The 20509-nt window shown below is 67.1% G+C and carries 21 protein-coding genes; 7 read left to right on the top strand and 14 right to left on the bottom strand.

What is annotated here, in order from left to right:
- The first annotated feature begins 4 nt into the window (after positions 1 to 4).
- Positions 5 to 412, top strand: coding sequence for a hypothetical protein (locus HOP52_RS11220; RefSeq protein WP_238977472.1), 408 nt, complete (start codon positions 5 to 7; stop codon positions 410 to 412).
- A 105-nt stretch (positions 413 to 517) separates the two neighbouring features.
- Here HOP52_RS11220 and HOP52_RS19620 read toward each other — a convergent pair whose 3' ends face one another.
- On the bottom strand, positions 518 to 982 hold the full coding sequence (locus tag HOP52_RS19620; RefSeq protein ID WP_275298170.1) for a cold-shock protein: 465 nt from the start codon (positions 980 to 982) through the stop codon (positions 518 to 520).
- A gap of 130 nt (positions 983 to 1112) precedes the next feature.
- On the opposite strand from HOP52_RS19620, the gene HOP52_RS11210 reads away from it, so the two are divergent.
- On the top strand, positions 1113 to 1358 hold the full coding sequence (locus HOP52_RS11210) for a SlyX family protein (RefSeq protein ID WP_238977471.1): 246 nt from the start codon (positions 1113 to 1115) through the stop codon (positions 1356 to 1358).
- Positions 1359 to 1439: 81 nt separating this feature from the next.
- Here HOP52_RS11210 and trxB read toward each other — a convergent pair whose 3' ends face one another.
- Together trxB and HOP52_RS11200 are read right to left on the bottom strand one after the other, a co-directional pair.
- Positions 1440 to 2390, bottom strand: coding sequence for a thioredoxin-disulfide reductase (gene trxB, locus HOP52_RS11205; protein WP_238977470.1), 951 nt, complete (start codon positions 2388 to 2390; stop codon positions 1440 to 1442).
- Between the two features lie 63 nt (positions 2391 to 2453).
- Positions 2454 to 2663 carry a zinc ribbon domain-containing protein gene (locus HOP52_RS11200; protein ID WP_238977469.1) on the bottom strand — a complete coding sequence of 70 codons (210 nt, stop codon included), beginning with the start codon at positions 2661 to 2663 and terminating at the stop codon, positions 2454 to 2456.
- Positions 2664 to 2832: 169 nt separating this feature from the next.
- On the opposite strand from HOP52_RS11200, the gene acnA reads away from it, so the two are divergent.
- The gene (acnA, locus tag HOP52_RS11195; protein WP_238977468.1) at positions 2833 to 5580 is read left to right on the top strand and encodes an aconitate hydratase AcnA; all 2748 of its coding nucleotides are present in this window, start codon (positions 2833 to 2835) and stop codon (positions 5578 to 5580) included.
- 235 nt (positions 5581 to 5815) lie between these two features.
- Here acnA and HOP52_RS11190 read toward each other — a convergent pair whose 3' ends face one another.
- From HOP52_RS11190 to radC, 11 genes are all read right to left on the bottom strand, one after another.
- Complete coding sequence (locus tag HOP52_RS11190) at positions 5816 to 7495, bottom strand: NAD-dependent malic enzyme (RefSeq protein ID WP_275298168.1); 1680 nt, start codon at positions 7493 to 7495, stop codon at positions 5816 to 5818.
- Positions 7496 to 7625: 130 nt separating this feature from the next.
- Positions 7626 to 8834, bottom strand: coding sequence for a YeeE/YedE family protein (locus tag HOP52_RS11185; protein ID WP_238977467.1), 1209 nt, complete (start codon positions 8832 to 8834; stop codon positions 7626 to 7628).
- Between the two features lie 211 nt (positions 8835 to 9045).
- Positions 9046 to 10071, bottom strand: coding sequence for a tryptophan--tRNA ligase (gene trpS, locus HOP52_RS11180; protein ID WP_238977466.1), 1026 nt, complete (start codon positions 10069 to 10071; stop codon positions 9046 to 9048).
- A gap of 307 nt (positions 10072 to 10378) precedes the next feature.
- The gene (gene ald, locus HOP52_RS11175; protein WP_238977465.1) at positions 10379 to 11494 is read right to left on the bottom strand and encodes an alanine dehydrogenase; all 1116 of its coding nucleotides are present in this window, start codon (positions 11492 to 11494) and stop codon (positions 10379 to 10381) included.
- A 183-nt stretch (positions 11495 to 11677) separates the two neighbouring features.
- Positions 11678 to 12112 (bottom strand): acyl-CoA thioesterase, encoded by a 435-nt coding sequence (locus HOP52_RS11170; RefSeq protein ID WP_238977464.1) that lies wholly within the window; start codon positions 12110 to 12112, stop codon positions 11678 to 11680.
- 44 nt (positions 12113 to 12156) lie between these two features.
- Positions 12157 to 12474, bottom strand: coding sequence for a putative signal transducing protein (locus HOP52_RS11165; RefSeq protein ID WP_238977463.1), 318 nt, complete (start codon positions 12472 to 12474; stop codon positions 12157 to 12159).
- Positions 12475 to 12479: 5 nt separating this feature from the next.
- A complete protein-coding gene (locus HOP52_RS11160; protein ID WP_238977590.1) occupies positions 12480 to 13670 on the bottom strand; it encodes a class I SAM-dependent rRNA methyltransferase in 1191 nt (396 codons plus the stop codon).
- 82 nt (positions 13671 to 13752) lie between these two features.
- Positions 13753 to 14583, bottom strand: coding sequence for a bifunctional DNA-formamidopyrimidine glycosylase/DNA-(apurinic or apyrimidinic site) lyase (gene mutM, locus HOP52_RS11155; RefSeq protein WP_238977462.1), 831 nt, complete (start codon positions 14581 to 14583; stop codon positions 13753 to 13755).
- A 109-nt stretch (positions 14584 to 14692) separates the two neighbouring features.
- Positions 14693 to 14848 carry a 50S ribosomal protein L33 gene (rpmG, locus tag HOP52_RS11150; RefSeq protein WP_238977461.1) on the bottom strand — a complete coding sequence of 52 codons (156 nt, stop codon included), beginning with the start codon at positions 14846 to 14848 and terminating at the stop codon, positions 14693 to 14695.
- Between the two features lie 27 nt (positions 14849 to 14875).
- Positions 14876 to 15112, bottom strand: coding sequence for a 50S ribosomal protein L28 (gene rpmB / locus HOP52_RS11145; RefSeq protein ID WP_238977460.1), 237 nt, complete (start codon positions 15110 to 15112; stop codon positions 14876 to 14878).
- 284 nt (positions 15113 to 15396) lie between these two features.
- Entirely contained in the window at positions 15397 to 16071 is a 675-nt protein-coding gene (gene radC, locus HOP52_RS11140) for a RadC family protein (RefSeq protein ID WP_238977459.1), read from the bottom strand.
- A 171-nt stretch (positions 16072 to 16242) separates the two neighbouring features.
- On the opposite strand from radC, the gene coaBC reads away from it, so the two are divergent.
- Genes coaBC through argB form a run of 4 tightly spaced genes read left to right on the top strand, consistent with a single transcriptional unit; the run spans position 16243 to position 20462 of the window.
- Complete coding sequence (coaBC, locus tag HOP52_RS11135; RefSeq protein ID WP_238977458.1) at positions 16243 to 17559, top strand: bifunctional phosphopantothenoylcysteine decarboxylase/phosphopantothenate--cysteine ligase CoaBC; 1317 nt, start codon at positions 16243 to 16245, stop codon at positions 17557 to 17559.
- Between the two features lie 34 nt (positions 17560 to 17593).
- Positions 17594 to 18091, top strand: a complete 498-nt coding sequence (gene dut, locus HOP52_RS11130; protein ID WP_238977457.1) for a dUTP diphosphatase — start codon at positions 17594 to 17596, stop codon at positions 18089 to 18091.
- Positions 18092 to 18114: 23 nt separating this feature from the next.
- Entirely contained in the window at positions 18115 to 19506 is a 1392-nt protein-coding gene (locus HOP52_RS11125; RefSeq protein ID WP_238977456.1) for a phosphomannomutase/phosphoglucomutase, read from the top strand.
- Between the two features lie 35 nt (positions 19507 to 19541).
- Positions 19542 to 20462: an acetylglutamate kinase gene (gene argB / locus HOP52_RS11120; RefSeq protein ID WP_238977455.1), complete on the top strand. Its 921-nt coding sequence runs from the start codon at positions 19542 to 19544 to the stop codon at positions 20460 to 20462.
- The last annotated feature ends 47 nt before the right edge of the window (positions 20463 to 20509 follow it).

Raw genomic sequence — 20509 nt, 5'->3', positions numbered from 1 at the left:
CACCATGCCAACCCAGCACGACAGCGAGACGCGCTACCCGGATATCGAGATCTACCTGGCCCAGGCCCCGCTGGAGGCCCTGAACGCCTGGCTGGGCGAGACTCTCGACGCTCCTCCGCTGCGCGCCGCCGGCCGCCGGAAATGGCAGACCCGCGGCGTCCACCTGGGCCGGCCCGTCCCGGTCCTGCTGGTGGAGAAGGCCGCCGACGGCTACGCCAGCCTGTGGTTCGACAGCGCCCACACCCCCTGGCCCCGCGATGCCGACTGCGCCCGGGAAGCCGCCGCCCGGCTGGGCTGCGAGGTGCGCTGCTCGCTGGGCGGCTGGCAGCCCGGCGACGACCCTGACCGCTTCTGGCAGGTGCTGCCCGACGGCAGCGAAGGCGCCATCGACTGGCCCGACTCCGGACAGTGACCCAAACGACATCGCCCCGCCTGTTTCCAAAACAGGCGGGGCGATGGTCTAGAAGACAAACCAGCTAGCTTGCTAATGCCGGCAAGCGATGCCTGGCGCTTCGGTTCACGTAATCACGGTGACGTCGTCGGCCTGCAGCCCTCTTTCATTTTCGATCACGTGATAGCGCACCTTCTGACCCTCGGCCAGGGTGCGGTGTCCACGGCCGCGAATGGCGCGAAAGTGCACGAAGACGTCTTCGCCGCTATCGCGCTTGATGAAGCCATAGCCCTTGTTGACGTTGAACCACTTGACCTCGCCGATCTCGCGATCGTCGTTCTCGACCTCCGCCAGGTTGACCAGCTGCGGTGTCAGGGCATTGACGGCCAGCGTAGCCAACATCAGCAGCACGAAGACCGCCGCCGCCGCCGCCACATAGCTCACGGCGACCCCGCCGACGTCGAGGCTGGCGAACAGCTGGCGTGACAGATCACCACCGGCAAGATAAACAAACAGCGCAATCAGCAGCGGAGCCGGCACGGCGAACAGCAGGCTGATCAGGCCGCAGCGAAAAAAGACCTTTTGATTCATGGACTTGAAATACTCTCTTGTAATGACGATAGAAGGTAATGACGCTGGCATGCGGCTGTCCCGAGCGGGCAGCGCACACACCACCGGGTGACGCGATGAACGGCAACACCCTACACGGGGGAATCTTATCATGAGCAATCAACGATCGCCTGACGAACTGGCGAGGCGCCTGGACGCCCTGGAGAGTCGCGTCGCCTACCAGGAGCACTGGCTGGATACGCTGGACGAAGCGGTGGCGACGCAGGAGCGCCGACTCGCCCAGTTGGAGCGGATCAACGAGCTGATGCAGCACAAGCTACGTGAACAGCATCAGGCGCTGCAGGAGGTGGAGGCCACGGCACCCCGCCCCGGGGACGAGGTGCCGCCGCACTATTAGGGGCGAGGGGCGAGGGGCGAGGGGCGAGGAACGAGCGTCAACAGCTTCCTTGTCCCTCGCCCCTCGTACCTTGCCCCTGTTTTACAGCTCATCCAGGTAGCGCTCGGCGTCAAGTGCCGCCATGCAGCCGGTGCCGGCGGAGGTCACCGCCTGGCGGTAGACATGGTCCATGACATCGCCCGCGGCGAAGACGCCGGGCACGCTGGTGGCGGTGGCGTTGCCGTCGAGGCCGGACTTGACCCTGATATAGCCGCCGGCCATGTCCAGCTGGCCCTCGAAGATGCCGGTATTGGGGCTGTGGCCGATGGCGATAAAGAGCCCGGGTGCGGTGATCTCCTTCGTCTCGCCGGTCTCGGTGGACTTGATCCGCACCCCGGTGACGCCGCTGTTGTCGCCCAGCACCTCGTCCAGGGTGTGGTTCCACTCCAGCACCACGTTGCCGTTCGCGGCCTTCTCGAACAGCTTGTCCTGGAGGATCTTCTCGGCGCGCAGGCTGTCGCGGCGATGCACCAGGGTGACCTTGGAGGCGATATTGGAGAGATAGAGCGCCTCCTCCACGGCGGTGTTGCCGCCCCCCACCACCACCACCTCCTGGTTGCGGTAGAAGAAGCCGTCGCAGGTGGCGCAGGCCGAGACCCCCTGGCCCATGAACTTCTGCTCCGACGGAAGGCCCAGATAGCGGGCGCTGGCGCCGGTGGCGATGATCAGCGCATCACAGGTGTAGGTGCCATTGTCGCCCTTGAGGGTAAAGGGCCGGGCACGCAGCTCCACCTCGTGGATATGATCGAACAGCACCTCGGTATCGAAACGCTCGGCATGACGCTTCATGCGCTCCATCAGCTCGGGGCCCTGGACACCGGCGTCATCGCCAGGCCAGTTGTCCACGTCGGTGGTGGTGGTCAGTTGGCCACCCGCCTGGATGCCGGTGATCAGCAGCGGCTTGAGATTGGCGCGGGCCGCATAGACGGCTGCGGTGTAGCCGGCCGGACCGGAACCGAGAATGATCAGGCGCTCGTGACGCGCGTCGCTCATGAAGAAACCTCGTCGCAATGGAGATGAAACACAATCCGGGCATTGTAGCAGCCGTGGCGGGGGCTACAGCACCTCATCGTCACGTCCCAGGGTCACACCCTCCAGTTCACCGTCGACGAGCGAGACCGCGATCCGCAGCTGGATGGGCGCGCAGCAGTGCGGGCAGTCTTCCCAGGTCTCCTGGCTGCCCTGGGAAGTGTCGACCATCAGTTCGAAGGGCGTGTCGCAGTAGGGACAGTGTACCTGGCGGGCATCGAGACGCTCCTCATGCATGGCGGGCTCCGAGTTATCGCCGAGGGATGGAGCATCGGGGCCGCCTTCACGGAGAGACGGCACCGAAACGACGGGCGGCGCTTGAAAGCGGCACCTATCATGACCATGTGATACCTATGGTACCAGGAAGGTTCGTTCACTCCCCCGCGTACGCGAGAAGGAGAACCGCATGAGCAACGCATCCCTATCGGATACCCTGCAGACGCTTCAGGCCGGTGGCGCCACCTATCACTACTATAGTCTGGCTGAGGCCGCGAAGACGCTGGGCGACATCGATCGGCTCCCGATGACGCTGAAGATCCTGCTCGAAAACCAGCTGCGCTTCGCCGAAGAGGAAAACGTCTCCCGCAAGGACATGCAGGCCCTGGTCGACTGGCAGCAGGATGCCCGCTCCGACCGCGAGATCGGCTACCGCCCGGCACGGGTGCTGATGCAGGACTTCACCGGGGTGCCCGGCGTGGTGGACCTGGCCTCCATGCGCGCGGCGGTGGAATCCCTCGGCGAGGATCCCTCACGCATCAACCCGCTCACCCCGGTGGACCTGGTCATCGACCACTCGGTGATGGTCGACAAGTTCGGCAACCCCGCGGCCTTCAAGGACAACGTGGCCATCGAGATGGAGCGCAACCGCGAGCGCTACGAATTCCTGCGCTGGGGCCAGCAGGCCTTCGACAACTTCCGGGTGGTGCCGCCGGGCACCGGCATCTGCCACCAGGTCAACCTGGAGTACCTGGGCCGGACGGTCTGGACCAAGGAGCAGGACGGCCAGACCCTCGCCTATCCCGACACCCTGGTGGGCACCGACTCCCACACCACCATGATCAACGGGCTGGGCGTGCTCGGCTGGGGCGTCGGCGGCATCGAGGCCGAGGCCGCCATGCTCGGCCAGCCGGTCTCGATGCTGATTCCCGAGGTGGTCGGCTTCAAGCTCACCGGAAAGCTGCGCGAGGGCATCACCGCCACCGATCTGGTGCTCACGGTCACCGAGATGTTGCGCAATAAGGGCGTGGTGGGCAAGTTCGTCGAGTTCTACGGCGACGGCCTCCAGGACCTGCCCCTGGCCGACCGCGCCACCATCGCCAATATGGCGCCAGAGTACGGCGCCACCTGCGGCTTCTTCCCGGTGGATGACGAGACTCTCACCTATATGCGTCTCACCGGTCGCGACGAGGATCAGGTGGCGCTGGTGGAAGCCTACTGCAAGGCTCAGGGACTGTGGCGCGAGCCCGGCGCCGAGCCGATCTTCAGCGACACCCTGGCGCTGGACATGAACGAGGTCGAGGCCAGCCTGGCCGGCCCCAAGCGGCCCCAGGACCGGGTCGCCCTCAAGGACATGAAGGCCGCCTTCCAGAAGGTGATGGACGATGACGGCAAGCCGGTCACCTCCTCCGAGGAGAAGGGGCGGCTGTTCTCCGAGGGCGGGCAGACCGCCGTCGGCGTCGAGGAGAGCTACGAGCATCATGACAGCCAGGAAGTGGACCTCGACGGCGAGGCCTTCCGCCTCGACCCCGGCGCGGTGGTGATCGCCGCCATCACCTCCTGCACCAACACCTCCAACCCCAGCGTGATGATGGCCGCCGGCCTGCTGGCCAAAAAGGCCCGCGAGAAGGGGCTGGCCACCAAGCCGTGGGTGAAGACCTCGCTGGCACCCGGCTCCAAGGTGGTGACCGACTACCTGAACGCCAGCGGCGTCCAGGAGGACCTCGACGCCCTGGGCTTCCACCTGGTGGGCTATGGCTGCACCACCTGCATCGGCAACTCCGGCCCCCTGGCCGCGCCCATCGAGCAGGCCATCGAGGATGGTGACCTGGCGGTGGCCTCGGTGCTCTCGGGCAACCGCAACTTCGAGGGCCGCGTACACCCGCTGGTCAAGACCAACTGGCTGGCCTCGCCGCCACTGGTCGTCGCCTATGCCCTGGCCGGCAACGTGCAGCGCGACCTGACCCGGGAGTCGCTAGGCGTGGATCGCCACGGCAAGCCGGTCTATCTGCAGGATATCTGGCCCACCCAGGCGGAGATCGCCGAGGCCGTGGAGACGGTCAAGACCGCGATGTTCCGCAAGCAATACGCCGAGGTATTCGACGGCGACGAGGTCTGGAAGGCCATCGACGTGCCCGACAGCAAGGTCTATCAGTGGTCGGAGGACTCCACCTACATCCAGCATCCGCCCTTCTTCGAGGGCATGGGCCGCGAACCCGACGCCATCACGGACGTCAAAGAGGCCCATATCCTGGCCCTGCTGGGCGACTCGGTGACCACCGACCATATCTCGCCGGCCGGCGCGATCAAGCCCGACAGCCCCGCCGGGCGCTACCTGCAGGAGCGCGGGGTCAAGCCGGTGGACTTCAATTCCTACGGCTCGCGGCGCGGCAACCACGAGATCATGATGCGCGGCACCTTCGCCAACGTGCGCATCAGAAACGAGATGCTCGACGGCGTGGTCGGCGGCGAAACCCGCCACGTGCCCTCCGGCGAACAGATGGCGATCTATGACGCCGCCATGCGCTACCAGCAAGAAGGCACCCCGCTGGTGGTGATCGCCGGCAAGGAGTACGGCACCGGCTCCTCCCGCGACTGGGCCGCCAAGGGCACCCGGCTGCTCGGCGTGCGCGCGGTGCTCGCCGAGTCCTACGAGCGCATCCACCGCTCCAACCTGATCGGCATGGGCGTGGTGCCGCTGCAGTTCCTCGAGGGCGACAGCCGCAAGACCCTGGACCTGACCGGCGACGAGCGGGTCTCCATCGAAGGGCTCGATGCGCTCAGCCCCGGCGGCAAGGTGAAGGTCACCATCAAAAGCGACAAGGGCGAGAAGACATTCGAGGCGCTCTGCCGCATCGATACCGCCAACGAGCTGGCGTATTACCGCCACGGCGGCATCCTCCACTATGTGCTGCGCAATATGATTGGGGCGGCCTAGAGGCCCCACCTGAGAAAGGTATCGGGAAATCAAAGGCCCCGCCGGGACACCGTCGGGGCCTTTGTTTTCAAGTGGGCGTAGTGCTTCTGATTCATGTCACGAGCGAAGATAGGCTGGCCGCCGCCGGAGCAGAGCAACCGGAGTTGACTGGCGGCTCAATGAGGATTGCGACGGTCCGACGCTTCGGCACCGCCGGTGGCCAGAGTATCGAGCGCAGTAATGAATCAGTGCACTATCAGAAAGAGCGGCGGCGATAACGCCTATACTCCGGCGTCCAGCAGTTGCGCTCGATCGACTCACGCAGCTTGATGCCATCGGTCTTCAGCGCCACGCCCTCCTGCTGGGCCTGGGCGGCGACCTCGAAGGCGATCGCCTTGGAGAGCTCACGGATCTTCGCCAGCGGCGGCAGCAGCGCCCCCTTGCCCTCCTTGACCAGCGGGGCCTCCCGGGCCAGCGCTCGGGAGGCGGTCATCAGCATGGCATCGGTGACGCGCTTCGCCCCGCAGGCCACCACCCCCAGGCCGATGCCCGGGAAGATGTAGGCGTTGTTGCACTGGGCGATGGGATAGGTCGTGCCGTCATAGACCACCGGCTGGAAGGGGCTGCCCGTGGCCACCAGCGCTTGGCCATCGGTCCAGTTGAGCACGTCCCAGGGGGTCGCCTCGGCCCGCGAGGTGGGGTTGGACAGCGGCATGATCAGCGGCCGCTCGCAGCCGGCGTGCATGGCCCGCACCACCTCCTCGGTGAAGATCCCCTTCTGCCCGCAGACCCCGATCATCACCGTGGGCTTCACCTGGCGAGCCACCTCCAGCAGCGACTGGCCGTCCCAGCCCTCGGTGAGGGCGGGGTCGTGGGCCAGGCGACGCTGGAAGTCCATCAGCCACGTCTGGTCCGAGGTCACCAGGCCTTCCCGGTCGACCATGAAGATACGACTGCGTGCTTCCTTCTCGGAGAGACCTTCGGCCTGCATGGCCACCACGACCTGTTCGGCAATACCGCAGCCGGCCGAGCCCGCCCCCACGAACACCACCCGCTGCTGGGCGATTCGTTCACTGCGTGCCTGGCAAGCCGCCATCAGGGTGCCCACACAGACCGAGGCAGTGCCCTGGACATCGTCGTTGAAGCAGCACAGCGCGTCGCGGTAGCGCTCCAGCAGCGGCAGGGCGTTGGCCTGGGCGAAGTCTTCGAACTGCAGCAGTACGTTGGGCCAGCGCCGCTTCACCGCGTCGATGAAGGTCTCGATGAAGGCGTCGTATTCGTCCTGGGAGATACGCGGATGGCGCCAGCCCATGTACATGGGATCGTCCAGCAGCGCCTGGTTGTTGGTGCCCACGTCGAGCATGATCGGCAGCGTATAGGCCGGGCTGATGCCACCGCAGGCGGTGTAGAGCGCCAGCTTGCCGATGGGAATGCCCATGCCGCCGATGCCCTGGTCGCCCAGGCCGAGGATACGCTCGCCGTCGGTGACCACGATGACCTTGACCCTGTCCTTGGTGGCGCTGCGCAGGATGTCGTCCATCCGGTCCCGGTCATTGTACGAGATGAACAGCCCGCGATGGTTGCGATAGATATTGGAGAACTCTTCGCAGGCCTTGCCTACCGTCGGGGTATAGATGATCGGCAGCATCTCCTCGAGATGCTCCGAGACCAGCCGGTAATAGAGCGTCTCGTTGTCGTCCTGGATGGCGCGCAGGTGAATGTGCCGATCCAGATCGCTATGACACTGCCGGTACTGGAGGTAGGCTCGCTCGACCTGCTCCTCGATGGTTTCCACGGCCTGGGGCAGTAAACCGATGAGGTTGAACTCGAGCCGCTCTTCCTGGGTGAAGGCGCTGCCCTTGTTGAGCAGCGGCATCTCGAGCAGCGGTGGGCCAGCATAGGGAATGTAGAGTGGGCGTTTGGGTTCGATGGTCATCTCTGATCTCGATGCAGTGACTGGAAACCGGGCCGTAGGCGCTCTAACGGCGCCTTACCGCTCAACTCTATCACGCCCGTAACGACAGCGCCCCGGACGAGCCGGGGCGCGTCGCAGTCAAGTAGGGTCCTCAGCTGCCCTTGGCGACCGGCTGACGACTCACCTCGCCCTCGAAGAACAGCGGCCGCAGTTTCACGCCAACCATATTGCCGGCAAAGCCGGCCACCAGCCACACCCAGCCGTGCAGGCTACCCGAGGCGATGCCGCTGAAGTAGGCGCCGATATTGCAGCCAAAGGCCAGACGCGCCCCATAGCCGAGCATCACCCCCCCGATCACCGCCGCCAGCACCGACTTCGCCGGAATGCGGAAGTTGGGCGCGAAGCGCCCCGCCAGGGAGGCGGCCATCAGCGCTCCCAGCATGATGCCGACGTTCATCACCGTGGTGATATCGCTCCATACGCTGGCCTGCAGCGCCGCGGCGTTGCCGGGCGACTGCCAGTAGCCCCAGGCCGAGACGTCCCCCCCCAAGAACTCGAAGCCCTTGGCGCCCCACAGGGCAAAGGCCGATGTGATGCCCCAGGGCCGACCGGCCAGGGCCAGGGTGACGAAATTGAGCAGCGCCAGCGCCACCGCACCGGCCAACAGCGGCCACGGGCCGGTCAGCCAGCGCCGGTTGCCGACGTCGACCCTCGGCGCCTGCTCCAGCTGGCCATGGCGGCGGCGCTCCATCACCACCGTGAGGGCGGCGATGGCCGCAAACAGCGCCAGGCTCACGGCAATCCCGCCTCCGGCACCGAGTTCGGTGACCAGCGAGGTCGGCCGGAAGGCCGGCAGGCTCTGCCACCAGGCGAAATGGGCGCTGCCGATCAGCGAGCCGACGATGAAGAACAGCAGGGTGATCAGCATGCGGGCATTGCCGCCGCCGGCAGTAAACAGGGTGCCCGAGGCACAGCCACCGCCCAGCTGCATGCCGAGGCCGAATATGAAGGCCCCCACCACCACCGATACGCCGATGGGGGCCACGAAACCGAAGACGCTCAGGCCAAACAGGCTGCCGGCCGAGAGCGCCGGGAAGAACAGCACCACGGCGATGGCCAGCATCACCATCTGGGCACGCAGCCCGCGGCCACGGCGCTCGCTGATAAATACCCGCCAGGCCGCCGTGAAGCCAAAGGCGGCATGATAGAGCACCATGCCCAGCAGCCCCCCGACCACCATCAGCAAGCCGCTACGCAGGCCATAGGCAAGGCCCACCACCAGGGCACCCAGCAGCAACAGGCCGACGGCGATGCTAGACAGGGAGAGCCGGAAACGCGGAGACAGTGCGAGGCCATTCATTAGAGTCTCTCCGGATAGCGCCAGGGAAGGCGGATCGCAATGATACGAAGCATGCTAATTACCTAAACACAGAACGCAAAAGAATTTCGCGAACGGTCATCAGGTCGAAAGAGAATAGATCGATATGCGCTATCACTCGGATAGACAATAGCGAAGACACCAGAGCGGCGAAGGGGCCCTCAGGCCCCTTCTATCAGACAGGAATACCCTGCTAGACGAAGCGCCCCAGCCCCGCGGCCACGCGCAGACGATCCATGAAGGGCGCCGCCTCGGCCCGGGCACGGTCGGCGCCCTTCTGCAGCACCCGCTCGATATGGCCCGGGTCCTCCATCAGCCCCTGATAACGCTCACGCGGCTCGCGCAGGTGCTCGTTAAGGTAGTCGAAGACCCGGTTCTTGGCCTCGCCCCAGCCGATGCCGGCTGCGTATTCACGGCGCAGGTCGGCGGTCTGTTCCGAGGTAGCGAAGGCCGCATAGATCTGGAACAGCGTGCAGGTGTCGGGATCCTTGGGCTCGCCCGGCTCCAGGGAGTTGGTCTTGATCTTGCGCACCAGCTTCTGCAGCTTCTTCTCGGAGACGAACAGCGGAATGGTGTTGTTATAGCTCTTGGACATCTTGCGTCCGTCGAGGCCGTTGAGCGTCGCCACCTTGTCATCGACCACCGCCTCGGGCTGGGTAAAGTACGCCCCCTTGTAGAGGTGATTGAAGCGACCGGCGATATCGCGGGCCATCTCGATATGCTGGATCTGGTCGCGTCCCACGGGCACCTTGTGGGCATTGAACATCAGGATGTCGGCGGCCATCAGCACCGGGTAGCCGAACAGCCCCATGGTGATGCCCTTGTCGGGGTCCTGGTTGCCGGCGGCTTCGTTCTCCGCCACCGCCGCCTTGTAGGCGTGGGCGCGGTTCATCAGCCCCTTGGCACAGACGCAGGAGAGCATCCAGGTAAGCTCGGGGATCTCGGGAATGTCCGACTGGCGATAGAAGATGGCGTTGTCGGTATCCAGCCCCAGGGCCAGCCAGGTGGCGGCGATCTCCAGGCGCGACTCCTGGACGCGCTTGGGGTCCTGGCACTTGATCAGCGCATGCAGGTCGGCGAGGAAGTAGTAGGACTGCACCGTCGGATCCTGGCTGGCGGCGATGGCGGGCTTGATGGCGCCGACATAGTTGCCCAGGTGGGGGGTACCGGTGGTGGTGATGCCGGTGAGAACGCGGGTCTTCTCGGAAGCTGCACTCATGGAAAGCGGACTCTGCTGTCGGAAATGCCCGCTATGGTAACGCGAGGCCCCGATCAAGGCGACCAGGCTCCGGTGACGATTCGTCCGGAGGCGGCGTCAGGAATGGCTTCACAAGCTGCGCTCGCGATCCCGGGAACGAAACCCTGACACCTCATTCGCCGCTTCACGTCGGGGCACAACATAATCCCTCACGGGTGCCCCTCGCCCGACATCCCTGTCGGGCGACGTGCGCGGCTTCATTCGTGTCAGCGTTCCCGGGTATATATCGCTTCACTGCAGCGTGTGAAGCCTCAGCCGTCTTACCTGATTAACCGATCAGCGACGCCGGATCAGCGCATGAGAGATCGAAGGCCTCGGCCACCGCGGCGTAGGCCACCTGGCCGTCGTGGACATTGAGGCCGGCCAGGAAGTGCGGATCCTCGGCCAGCGCCCGCTTCCAGCCCTTGTCGGCCAGGGCGATGACGAAGGGCATGGTGGCGTTGGTCAGCGCCTGGGTGGAGGTACGCGCCACCGCGCCCGGCATGTTGGCTACGCAGTAGTGCACGATGCCGTCGACGATGTAGGTCGGCTCGGCGTGGGTCGTGGGCCTGCTGGTCTCGAAGCAGCCGCCCTGGTCGATGGCCACGTCCACCAGCACGCTGCCGGGCTTCATCTCGGCCAGCATGGCGCGGGTGATCAGCTTGGGCGCGGCGGCCCCGGGAATCAGCACGGCGCCGACGATCAGGTCGCTCTCACGCACCGCCTCGTCGATGGCATCGGCGGTAGAGAAGACGGTCTTCATGCGGCCCTGGTAGCGGTCGTCGAGCACCTCGAGGCGTGGAATCGACTTGTCCAGCACGGTGACCTCGGCGCCCAGGCCCAGCGCCATGCGCGCGGCATTCTCACCCACCACGCCGCCGCCGATCACCGCCACCCTGGCCGGTGCCACACCGGGCACGCCGGGCAGCAGCACGCCGGCGCCGCCCTGGGCCTTCTCCAGGCTGTGGGCACCGGCCTGCACCGCCATGCGGCCGGCCACGGTGCTCATGGGCGCCAGCAGCGGCAACCCGCCCTGGCGGTCGGTGATGGTCTCGTAGGCGATGCAGGTGGCGCCGCTTTGCATCAGACCGCGAGTGAGTGTCTCCTCGGCGGCCAGGTGCAGGTAGGTGAACAGCGTCTGCCCCCTGGTGAGACGCGCCACTTCCTCGGGCTGGGGTTCCTTGACCTTGAGGATCAGCTCGGCATCTCGCCACAGCGCCTCAACGTCGGCATTCAGCGTCGCCCCGGCAGCCTGGTAGTCGCCGTCGGCGAAACCGGCTCCCTCGCCGGCGCCGGCCTGAACGGCCACGGCATGGCCACGGGCGACCAGTTCCCGGGCACCGGTGGGGGTCAGGGCGACGCGATACTCATGGTTCTTGATTTCCTTGGGGACGGCAATCTTCATGGCACCTCCGCTGATGTCAGGGCTGATAACAAGGGGAAAACGCTGTACTGCCCCGTCATTACAGCACAAACAGATCATCCACGAAGGTTACACGGAACAAAACAGTAATAATTTATATAAAGCCGACTAACAGCCGACGATCATTTCAGTGGCCAGGAAGAAAACAACAATATTTTCGATCGACTACTCGGCCACGAGGGCCTCACCGTAGATCGCCAGGTACTCTGCCGGCAGCCGCCGTGGCCGACCGCTGGTGAGCTCGATGCAGGCGAAGCGGGTCCGCGCCCGCAGCAGGGTACTGCCATCGGCGGGACGCACCAGCTGGAAGCGACGGGTGAGGGTGAGGCGGCCGTCGCAGTCGACGATCCAGGTGGCCAGCCGCAGCCGGTCGCCCTCGAAGGCCGGCGCCTGATAGTCCAGTTCATGGCGGTGCACGGCCATGGCCCGGTCGAGCGCTCGATAGCGGGCCAGGTCCAGCCCCAGGGACTCGGAGTGGGCCCAGCTGACCCGCTCGACCCAGCGCAGGTACTCGGCGTTGTTGGCATGGCCGTACTCGTCGATGGCCGAGGCGTCCACGGCGATATCGATCACGAAGGGGTCGGACAGGTCCCAGCTCATCTCAGCGCCCTCTTGCGTCTCACCTCTCGTCTCACCCGTCTGTCTCACCGCCGCTGCGTGCCACAGTTCCAGCAGGCATCGAAGACGCCCTCCAGACGCTCGCCGCAGCCCGGGCAGGTCCACTCGGGGCGCTCGCTGGCCCCTTCCAGGGCATCCTGGATCAGCGCCTCGGCCCGCTCGCGATTGTGGGGGGCCACCCACACCTCGGGCTCGCACTCGCCCAGCGGCAGCTCACCGGCACCGCCACCGAGCGTCATGTTGCGCAGCTCGGCGGGGATACCGGCCGCCGTCAGCACGTTGTGCACATGGCTGACCAGCAGCGCATTGGAGTGGGCGAAGACACGCCGGTACTCGAGAGGCATAGGGGTCAATCCCGGAAGACACGCACGCCCAGCGCCTTCAGGTAGGCGGTCTCGGGGATCGCCGGGTGCACCGGATGATCCGCCGCCTGGTGGCCCTGATAGATCACCTGGCCGTGCCGGTCCTGATGACGCACGGCACCACGCACTACCTCCACCAGCCGCTCCGGCGCCAGGTGCATGGAGCAGGAGGCGGAGAGCAGCAGCCCATCCCGGCCCAGCAGGCGCATCGCCTCGCGGTTGAGCCTGGCATAGGCACGCTCGCCGTTGGGGATGTCCTTGCGTTTGCGGATGAATGCCGGCGGGTCGAGGATCACCACGTCGAACTGCTCGCCGTCCGCCTTGAGGGCCGCCAGGGCCTCGAAGGCATCGCCCTCGCCCACCGCCACCTGCTCGTGCAGGCCGTTGAGGGCGGCGTTCTCGGCCACCCGCTCCAGGGCCTGGGCGCTGGCATCCACGCAGAGTACCTCGCTGGCGCCGTGGGCCGCGGCCTGGACGCCCCAGCCCCCCACGTAGCTGAAGACGTCCAGCACCCGCTTGCCCGCCACCAGGCCGTTGAGCCAGGCGCGATTGGCGCGATGGTCGTAGAACCAGCCGGTCTTCTGGCCATCGAGCACCGGTACCTCGAAACGCACGCCGTTCTCCTCCAGCAACACCGGGCCGGTGAGTTCGCCCTTGACCACCGCCACCTGAGGCTCGAGCTGCTCCTGGCGGCGCCCGGCGGTGTCGTTCTTGAACACGATAACCCGCGGCGAGAGCACCTTGTCCAGGGCGGCGATCACTTCCTCGCCGAGGCGCTCCATGCCCAGGGTGTTGAGCTGAACCACCAGCACGTCGTCGAAGCGGTCGACGACCAAGCCGGGCAGCAGGTCGCCCTCGCCGTGCACCAGCCGGTAGAAGGGCTTGTCGTACAGGCGCTCGCGCAGCGCCAGGGCCTGGTTGAAGCGGTGCACCAGCAGCGAGCGGTCGAGGCGCATCCCGGGGTCGCGGGAGACCACCCGGGCGCAGATCAGCGAGTGCGGGTTGACGTAGGCCACCCCCATGGCCTTGCCGTTGGCGGCCTCCACCACCGCCTGCCCCCCGGCCTCGAAGCCCTGGAGCGGCGTGGCCTGGGTATCGACCTCGTTGGAGTAGAGCCACAGGTGGCCGGCCTTGAGGCGGCGGTCGGCGTTCTTCTTGAGGCGCAGGCGCTGGGTCACGGGCATCGTCGTCATAGGATCGTCTCGGCTAGGGCGGGCGATGCGCGCATCGGCCCGGTAAATCAACGGAAGTGGCGACTCATCAGTGCTGGCAGCTGGCGCAGAAGACGCTGGCCCGCTGCCCCAGGATCACCCGGCGCAGCTCGGCGCCACAGCGGCGGCAGGGCTCCCCGTCGCGGCCGTAGACGTTGAGCCGCTGCTTGAAGTAGCCGGGCTCGCCGGTGCCGCCGACGAAGTCGCGCAGGGTGGTGCCCCCCTGGCGGATGGCGGCGGCCAGCACCTCCTTGGCGGCCGCGGCCAGGCGGTCGTAGCGCGCGCGGCTGATGCGCCCGGCGGCACGGCGCGGGTCGATCCCGGCCAGAAACAGCGCCTCGGCGGCATAGATGTTGCCCACCCCCACCACCACGGCGTTGTCCATCAGGAAGGGTTTCACGCCGAGGCGACGCCCGCGTGACAGCGTATAGAGGCGCTTGCCATCGAAGGCCTCGGAGAGCGGCTCCGGTCCCAACCGCGCCAGGCGCGGGTCCTGCTCCCGGCTCCCCGCCAGCCAGTCGACGAAGCCGAAGCGGCGCGGGTCGTGATAGCGCAGCAGGGCGCCGTCATCGAGCACCAGGTCGAGATGGTCGTGCTTTCTGGGCAGCTCTCCCAGCCGGGCGATGCGCAGGCTACCGGACATGCCCAGATGCCAGATCAGCGCCAGCGAATCGACGCTCCCCTCGGCCACCGGCATCAGCAGGTACTTGGCCCGCCGCTCCAGGCGGCCGATGCGAGCGCCCACCAGCCGATCCACGAGGTTGTCGGGCACCGGCAGGCGCAGCCGCGGCTGGCGCACCACCACCTCGACGATCTCGCGCCCCTCCACGTGGGGGGCGATACCGCGGCGGGTGGTCTCGACTTCGGGCAGTTCGGGCATGGCGGCGCTCAACGGGTGGGCGAGCGGGGCTCAGATACGCCTGAACCCGACCTCGGGGCCGGGTTCAGGTGGACAGGCTGGTACGACCTGCGGTGGAAGCGATCAAGGCTTACTTGATCTTGGCTTCCTTGTACATCACATGCTGGCGGACCACCGGATCGTACTTCTTGAACTCGAGCTTGTCCGGAGTGTTCCGCTTGTTCTTGTCGGTGGTGTAGAAGTGGCCGGTACCGGCGCTGGACACCAACTTGATCTTGTCACGCATGACTGCTGTCTCCCTGGAGTGATTCGCTTAGACGGCTTCGCCGCGCTTACGCAGGTCGCTGAGCACCGCGTCGATGCCCTTCTTGTCGATGATGCGCATGCCCTTGGAGGAGACGCGCAGCTTGACGAAGCGACCCTCTGACTCCACCCAGAAGCGGTGGCTGTGCAGATTCGGCAGGAAACGCCGGCGAGTCTTGCGCTGGGAGTGTGAAACGTTGTTACCAGTCACCGGGCGCTTGCCGGTAACCTGACATACTTTGGACATTGGAGCCTCCAACCGCTTGGCCAGGTGTCAGTACCTGAGTGTTCAAAACCTGTCGGGCAAACCGGGAGATCCCGCGAAAGTTAACCCCAGGGAATTCAAAGGCTGCACTTTATACCAGAGCGCCACGCAACTGGCAACATCAACTACCCAATGCGCGAACCGCGCGAGCGAAGGCCAGACAAGGCGAACCTCGCTGAGCACGCGGAGTTTAGCCCGCAAAATGAGCATTGCGAAGCGAGGTTCAACGCAGTATGGCCGAGCGCAGCCGGTTCCTCATCACCCAATCATAGCCAGCCCCGTTCGGCGAAAGACACCACCTCCCCATCGCCCACCACGAAGTGGTCCAGCACGCGGATCTCGAACAGCCCCAGGGCCTCGCGCAGGCGCTCGGTGATGCGCCGGTCGGCGTCTGAGGGCTCGGCCACGCCGGAGGGGTGGTTATGGGCGAAGATGATCGCCCCGGCCCCGATCTCGAGGGCGCGCTTGGCCACCTCCCGCGGGTAGACCGAGGCGCTGTCCAGGGTGCCGCGGAACAGCGACTCGAAGCGGATCACCCGGTGCTGGCTGTCGAGAAACAGCGCGGCGAACTCTTCGTGCCCAAGATGGCGCAGCTGCGAGGCGAGATAGGCCCGCACCAGCGTCGGCGATGTCAGGGCGTTGCCGCGGGCCAGCTGGCTGGCCAGGTGGCGCCGCGAGAGCTCCAGGGTCGCCTGCAGCTGGACGAACTTGGCCGTGCCCAGGCCGCGCTCGGCACAGAAGCGCTCCCGCTCGGCCTCGAGCAGCGGGCGCAGCCCGCCGAACGCCGTGAGCAGGTCCCGGGCCAGGTCCACCGCCGAGCGCCCCTGGACCCCCACGCGCAGGAAGATCGCCAACAGCTCGGCGTCGGACAGCGCCTCGGCGCCCAGCGCCAGCAGCTTCTCCCGGGGGCGCTCGCCCTCGGGCCAGTCACGAATCGACATCCCTGTCTCCTCCTTGAATTCCTCTCCAATACCCCGCCAGCCGAGGCCCGCCCGACCATGGCGGGGCGGCGCTGGCTACCAGTGTAGCCAACCGGAGGCGGATTGCCGCGGCTGCGCAGCCCCCCCGGCAATGGTAAGGTAGGCGGTCGGATTTCACCGCGGGAATCAGCCATGTCTACGCCGTCGGGTCGCCAGATCGCCGGCCGCCGGATCGCCGGCCGTCACATACTGCTCGGCATCAGTGCCGGCATCGCCGCCTACAAGAGCGCCCAGCTGGCGCGCCTGCTCAAGCAGGCGGGTGGCGAGGTACGGGTGGTCATGACCGAGGGCGCCCAGGCCTTCATTACGCCGCTGACGCTGCAGGCGCTCTCCGGCGAGCCGGTGCGCACCTCGCTGCTCGACCCCGAAGCCGAGGCCGGCATGGGCCATATCGAGCTGGCCCGCTGGGCCGACCTGATCCTGATCGCACCGGGCACCGCCGACCTGATGGCGCGCCTGGCCGCCGGCATGGCGGACGACCTGCTGACCACCCTGTGCCTGGCAAGCGATGCCGAGAAGGTCATGGCCCCGGCCATGAACCAGGCCATGTGGCGCCATGTGGCCACCCAGCGCAATGCTCGCCAGCTGGTCGACGATGGCTGGCGTCTGCTTGGTCCGGACAGCGGCGACCAGGCCTGCGGCGACGTCGGCCCGGGGCGCATGCTCGAGCCCGAGGCGATCCTCGCCGCGCTCCCTGCCTCCCCCGCGCCCACGCCCGCCGTGACGCCCGCCGTGACGCCTGTCGAAGCCGCCGGCGACGCCCCGGCCCGGGGCCTGCATCTGGTGATCACCGCCGGCCCGACCCGCGAGCCGCTGGACCCGGTGCGCTACCTCTCCAACCACAGCTCCGGCAAGATGGGCTACGCCCTGGCCGAGGCCGCCGTCGCCCTGGGGGCCCGGGTCACCCTGATCAGCGGCCCGGTGTCCCTGGCGCCCCCCGCCGGGGTCGAGCGCCTCGAGGTGGAGACCGCCCAGCAGATGCACGAGGCCGCCCAGCGGCTCGTCGAGCAGTGCGACATCTTCATCGGCTGCGCGGCGGTGGCCGACTACCGGGCACAGACCCTGGCCGAGCACAAGATCAAGAAGACCGAGGGCGAGGATGGCCTGACCCTGAAGCTGGTCAAGAATCCCGATATCATTGCCGGCGTCGCCGCCCGCCGCGACGCCGCGACCCGCCGCCCCCTGGTGGTGGGGTTCGCCGCCGAGACCCGCGACCTGGAGCGCTACGCCCGGGACAAGCTGACCCGCAAGGGCCTCGACATGATCGTCGCCAACGACGTCTCCCAGGCGGGGCTCGGCTTCGGCGCCGACGACAACGCCGCCCTGCTGATGTGGCGCGACGGCGAGGGCGAAGGCGGCGAGGCGCTGCCCCCCCAGCCCAAGGCACGGCTGGCCAGGGCCGTCATCGAGCGGGCACTCAGCTGCCTGCCCGAGCGCCCGGCCCACTGATCCCTAGACTGACTTCGACGCTACGGAAGCCCCGATGACCGACACGACTCGCCCCTCTCCCCCCAGCCGGCCGCGGCTCGCCGTCAAGCTGCTCGATGAGCGCCTGCGCGACTACCTGCCCCGCTACGCCACCGACGGCTCCGCCGGCATGGACCTACGCGCCCTGCTCGATGCGCCCCTGACCCTGGCCCCCGGCCAGTGCGAGCTGGTGCGCACCGGGCTTGCCATCCATATCGCCGACCCGGGGCTTGCCGGCATGATCCTGCCCCGCTCGGGGCTCGGCCACAAGCACGGCATCGTGCTCGGCAACCTGGTGGGCCTGATCGACTCCGACTACCAGGGCGAGCTGATGATCTCCACCTGGAACCGCGGCAGCGCCCCCTTCGTACTGGAGCCCTTCGAGCGCCTGGCCCAGTACGTGCTGGTGCCGGTGGTGCAGGCCGAGCTCGAGCTGGTCGACGACTTCGACGCCAGCCTTCGCGGCAGCGGCCAGCGTGGCACCGGCGGCTTCGGCAGTTCCGGCCGCCACTGACGCCTCTCAGGAAAGGACACTCCATGACAGCCGACACCTCCGTTTCCGCCTCGATCTTCCGCGCCTACGATATCCGCGGCATCGTCGACGACACCCTCACCGAGGAAGCCGTCGAGCTGATCGGCCGCGCCATCGGCAGCGAGGCCGCCGCCCGCCAGGAGTCCACCGTGGTCGTCGCCCGCGATGGGCGGCTTTCCGGCCCGCGCCTGAGCGAGGCGCTGATGCGCGGCCTCACCGCCGCCGGCCGCGACGTCATCGATATCGGCATGGTGCCCACCCCGGTGCTCTACTTCGCCACCCATGTCCTGGACGGCACCGCCTCCGGGGTGATGGTCACCGGCAGCCACAACCCGCCGGACTACAACGGCTTCAAGATCGTGCTCGGGGGCGAGACCCTCTCCGGCGCGGCGATCACCGCGCTCTACCGGCGCATCGTCGATGGCGACCTGGCCGAGGGTCGGGGCGGCGTGCGTCAGGCCGACGTTCGCCAGGCCTACCTCGACCGCATCCTCGGCGATGTCCGGCTGGCCCGCCCGCTGAAGGCGGTGGTGGACTGCGGCAACGGCGTGGCCGGTGAGCTCGGCCCGCAGCTCATCGAACGCCTCGGCGCCGAGACGATCCCGCTGTTCGCCGAGATCGACGGCACCTTCCCCAACCATCACCCGGACCCGGGCAAGCCCGAGAACCTCCAGGACCTGATCCGTACCGTGCAGGAGACCGGCGCCGACATCGGCCTGGCCTTCGACGGCGACGGCGACCGCCTGGGGGTGATCACGCCCTCCGGCCAGCTGATCTACCCCGACCACCTGATGATGGCCTTCGCCGAGGACATGCTCTCCCGCAACCCCGGCGCCAAGGTGATCTTCGACGTCAAGTGCACCGGCAACCTGGCCCGGGTGATCGAGGAGGCTGGCGGCGAGCCCGAGATGTGGCGCACCGGCCACTCGCTGATCAAGGCGCGCATGAAGGAGACCGGCGCTCAGCTTGCCGGCGAGATGAGCGGCCATATCTTCTTCAAGGAGCGCTGGTACGGCTTCGACGACAGCCTCTACGGCGCCGCCCGGCTGCTGGAGATCCTCTCCCGGCAGGGCGACGACGCCGACGCCTTCTTCGCCCGCTACCCCCAGGATATCGGCACGCCGGAGATCAACATCACCGTCACCGACGCGACCAAGTTCGAGCTGGTGGCAAAGCTGGCGCGGGAAGGCGACTTCGGCGACGACGGCGTCAAGACGACGCTGGACGGCATCCGCGTCGACTATCCCGACGGCTGGGGCCTGTGCCGCGCCTCCAACACCACCCCGGTGCTGGTGCTGCGCTTCGAGGGCAAGAGCGAGGCCGCGCTCGAACGCATCCGCGCCCGCTTCGCCGATGCCCTGCAGCAGGTCGACCCGACCCTGTCGCTGCCGCACTGAGCGGCCGCGCCACCGCATTCGAAAGGAATCCGCTGATGACCGAACAGACCCGCGATCCCCGCCTGGTAGTCGAGGTACTCTCCGAGGCGCTACCCTACATCCAGCGCTTCTCCGGCAAGACGGTGGTGGTCAAGTACGGCGGCAACGCCATGACCGAGGACACCCTGATCGACTCCTTCGCCCGCAACATGGTGCTGATGAAGGAGGTGGGCATCAATCCGGTGGTGGTCCACGGCGGCGGCCCGCAGATCGGTGACCTGCTGAAAAAGCTCAACATCGAGTCGCGCTTCGTCAACGGCATGCGGGTCACCGACGCCGAGACCATGGACGTGGTGGAGATGGTGCTGGGCGGGCTGGTCAACAAGGGCATCGTCAACCTGATCAACCAGTGCGGCGGCAAAGCCATCGGCCTGACCGGCAAGGATGGCAGCCAGATCCGCGCCCGCCAGCTCAAGGTCGAGCACCAGTCACCGGAGATGACGGTGCCGGAGATCATCGACATCGGCCACGTCGGCGAGGTCGAGCATATCTCCACCGACCTGATCGAGATGCTCGCCGAGCGGGATTTCATTCCGGTGATCGCGCCCATCGGCGTCGACGCCGAGGGCCACAGCTACAACATCAACGCCGACCTGGTGGCCGGCAAGGTGGCCGAGGCGCTGGGCGCCGAGAAGCTGATGCTGCTGACCAACGTAGCCGGCCTGATGAACGCCGAGGGCGAGGTGCTCACCGGGCTCACCACCGCCCAGGTGGACGCCCTGATCGCCGACGGCACCATCCACGGCGGCATGTTGCCCAAGATCCGCTGCGCCCTGGAGGCGGTGAAGGGTGGCGTGGCCAGCGCCCATATCATCGACGGCCGGGTGCCTCACGCGACCCTGCTGGAGATATTCACCAACGCCGGGGTCGGCACCCTGATCACCGATGCCGCGCAGCAGGGCAACGACGCGGACTGACCTCCCTGCGTCGAGTATCGGCGCAGGGAAAGCCACCATCGCCATTC

The sequence above is a fragment of the Billgrantia campisalis genome (assembly GCF_022341425.1).
Classification (GTDB): domain Bacteria; phylum Pseudomonadota; class Gammaproteobacteria; order Pseudomonadales; family Halomonadaceae; genus Halomonas; species Halomonas campisalis.
The sequence above is the reverse complement of the archived record's forward strand: the minus strand, read 5'-3'. Positions and strand labels throughout refer to the sequence as shown.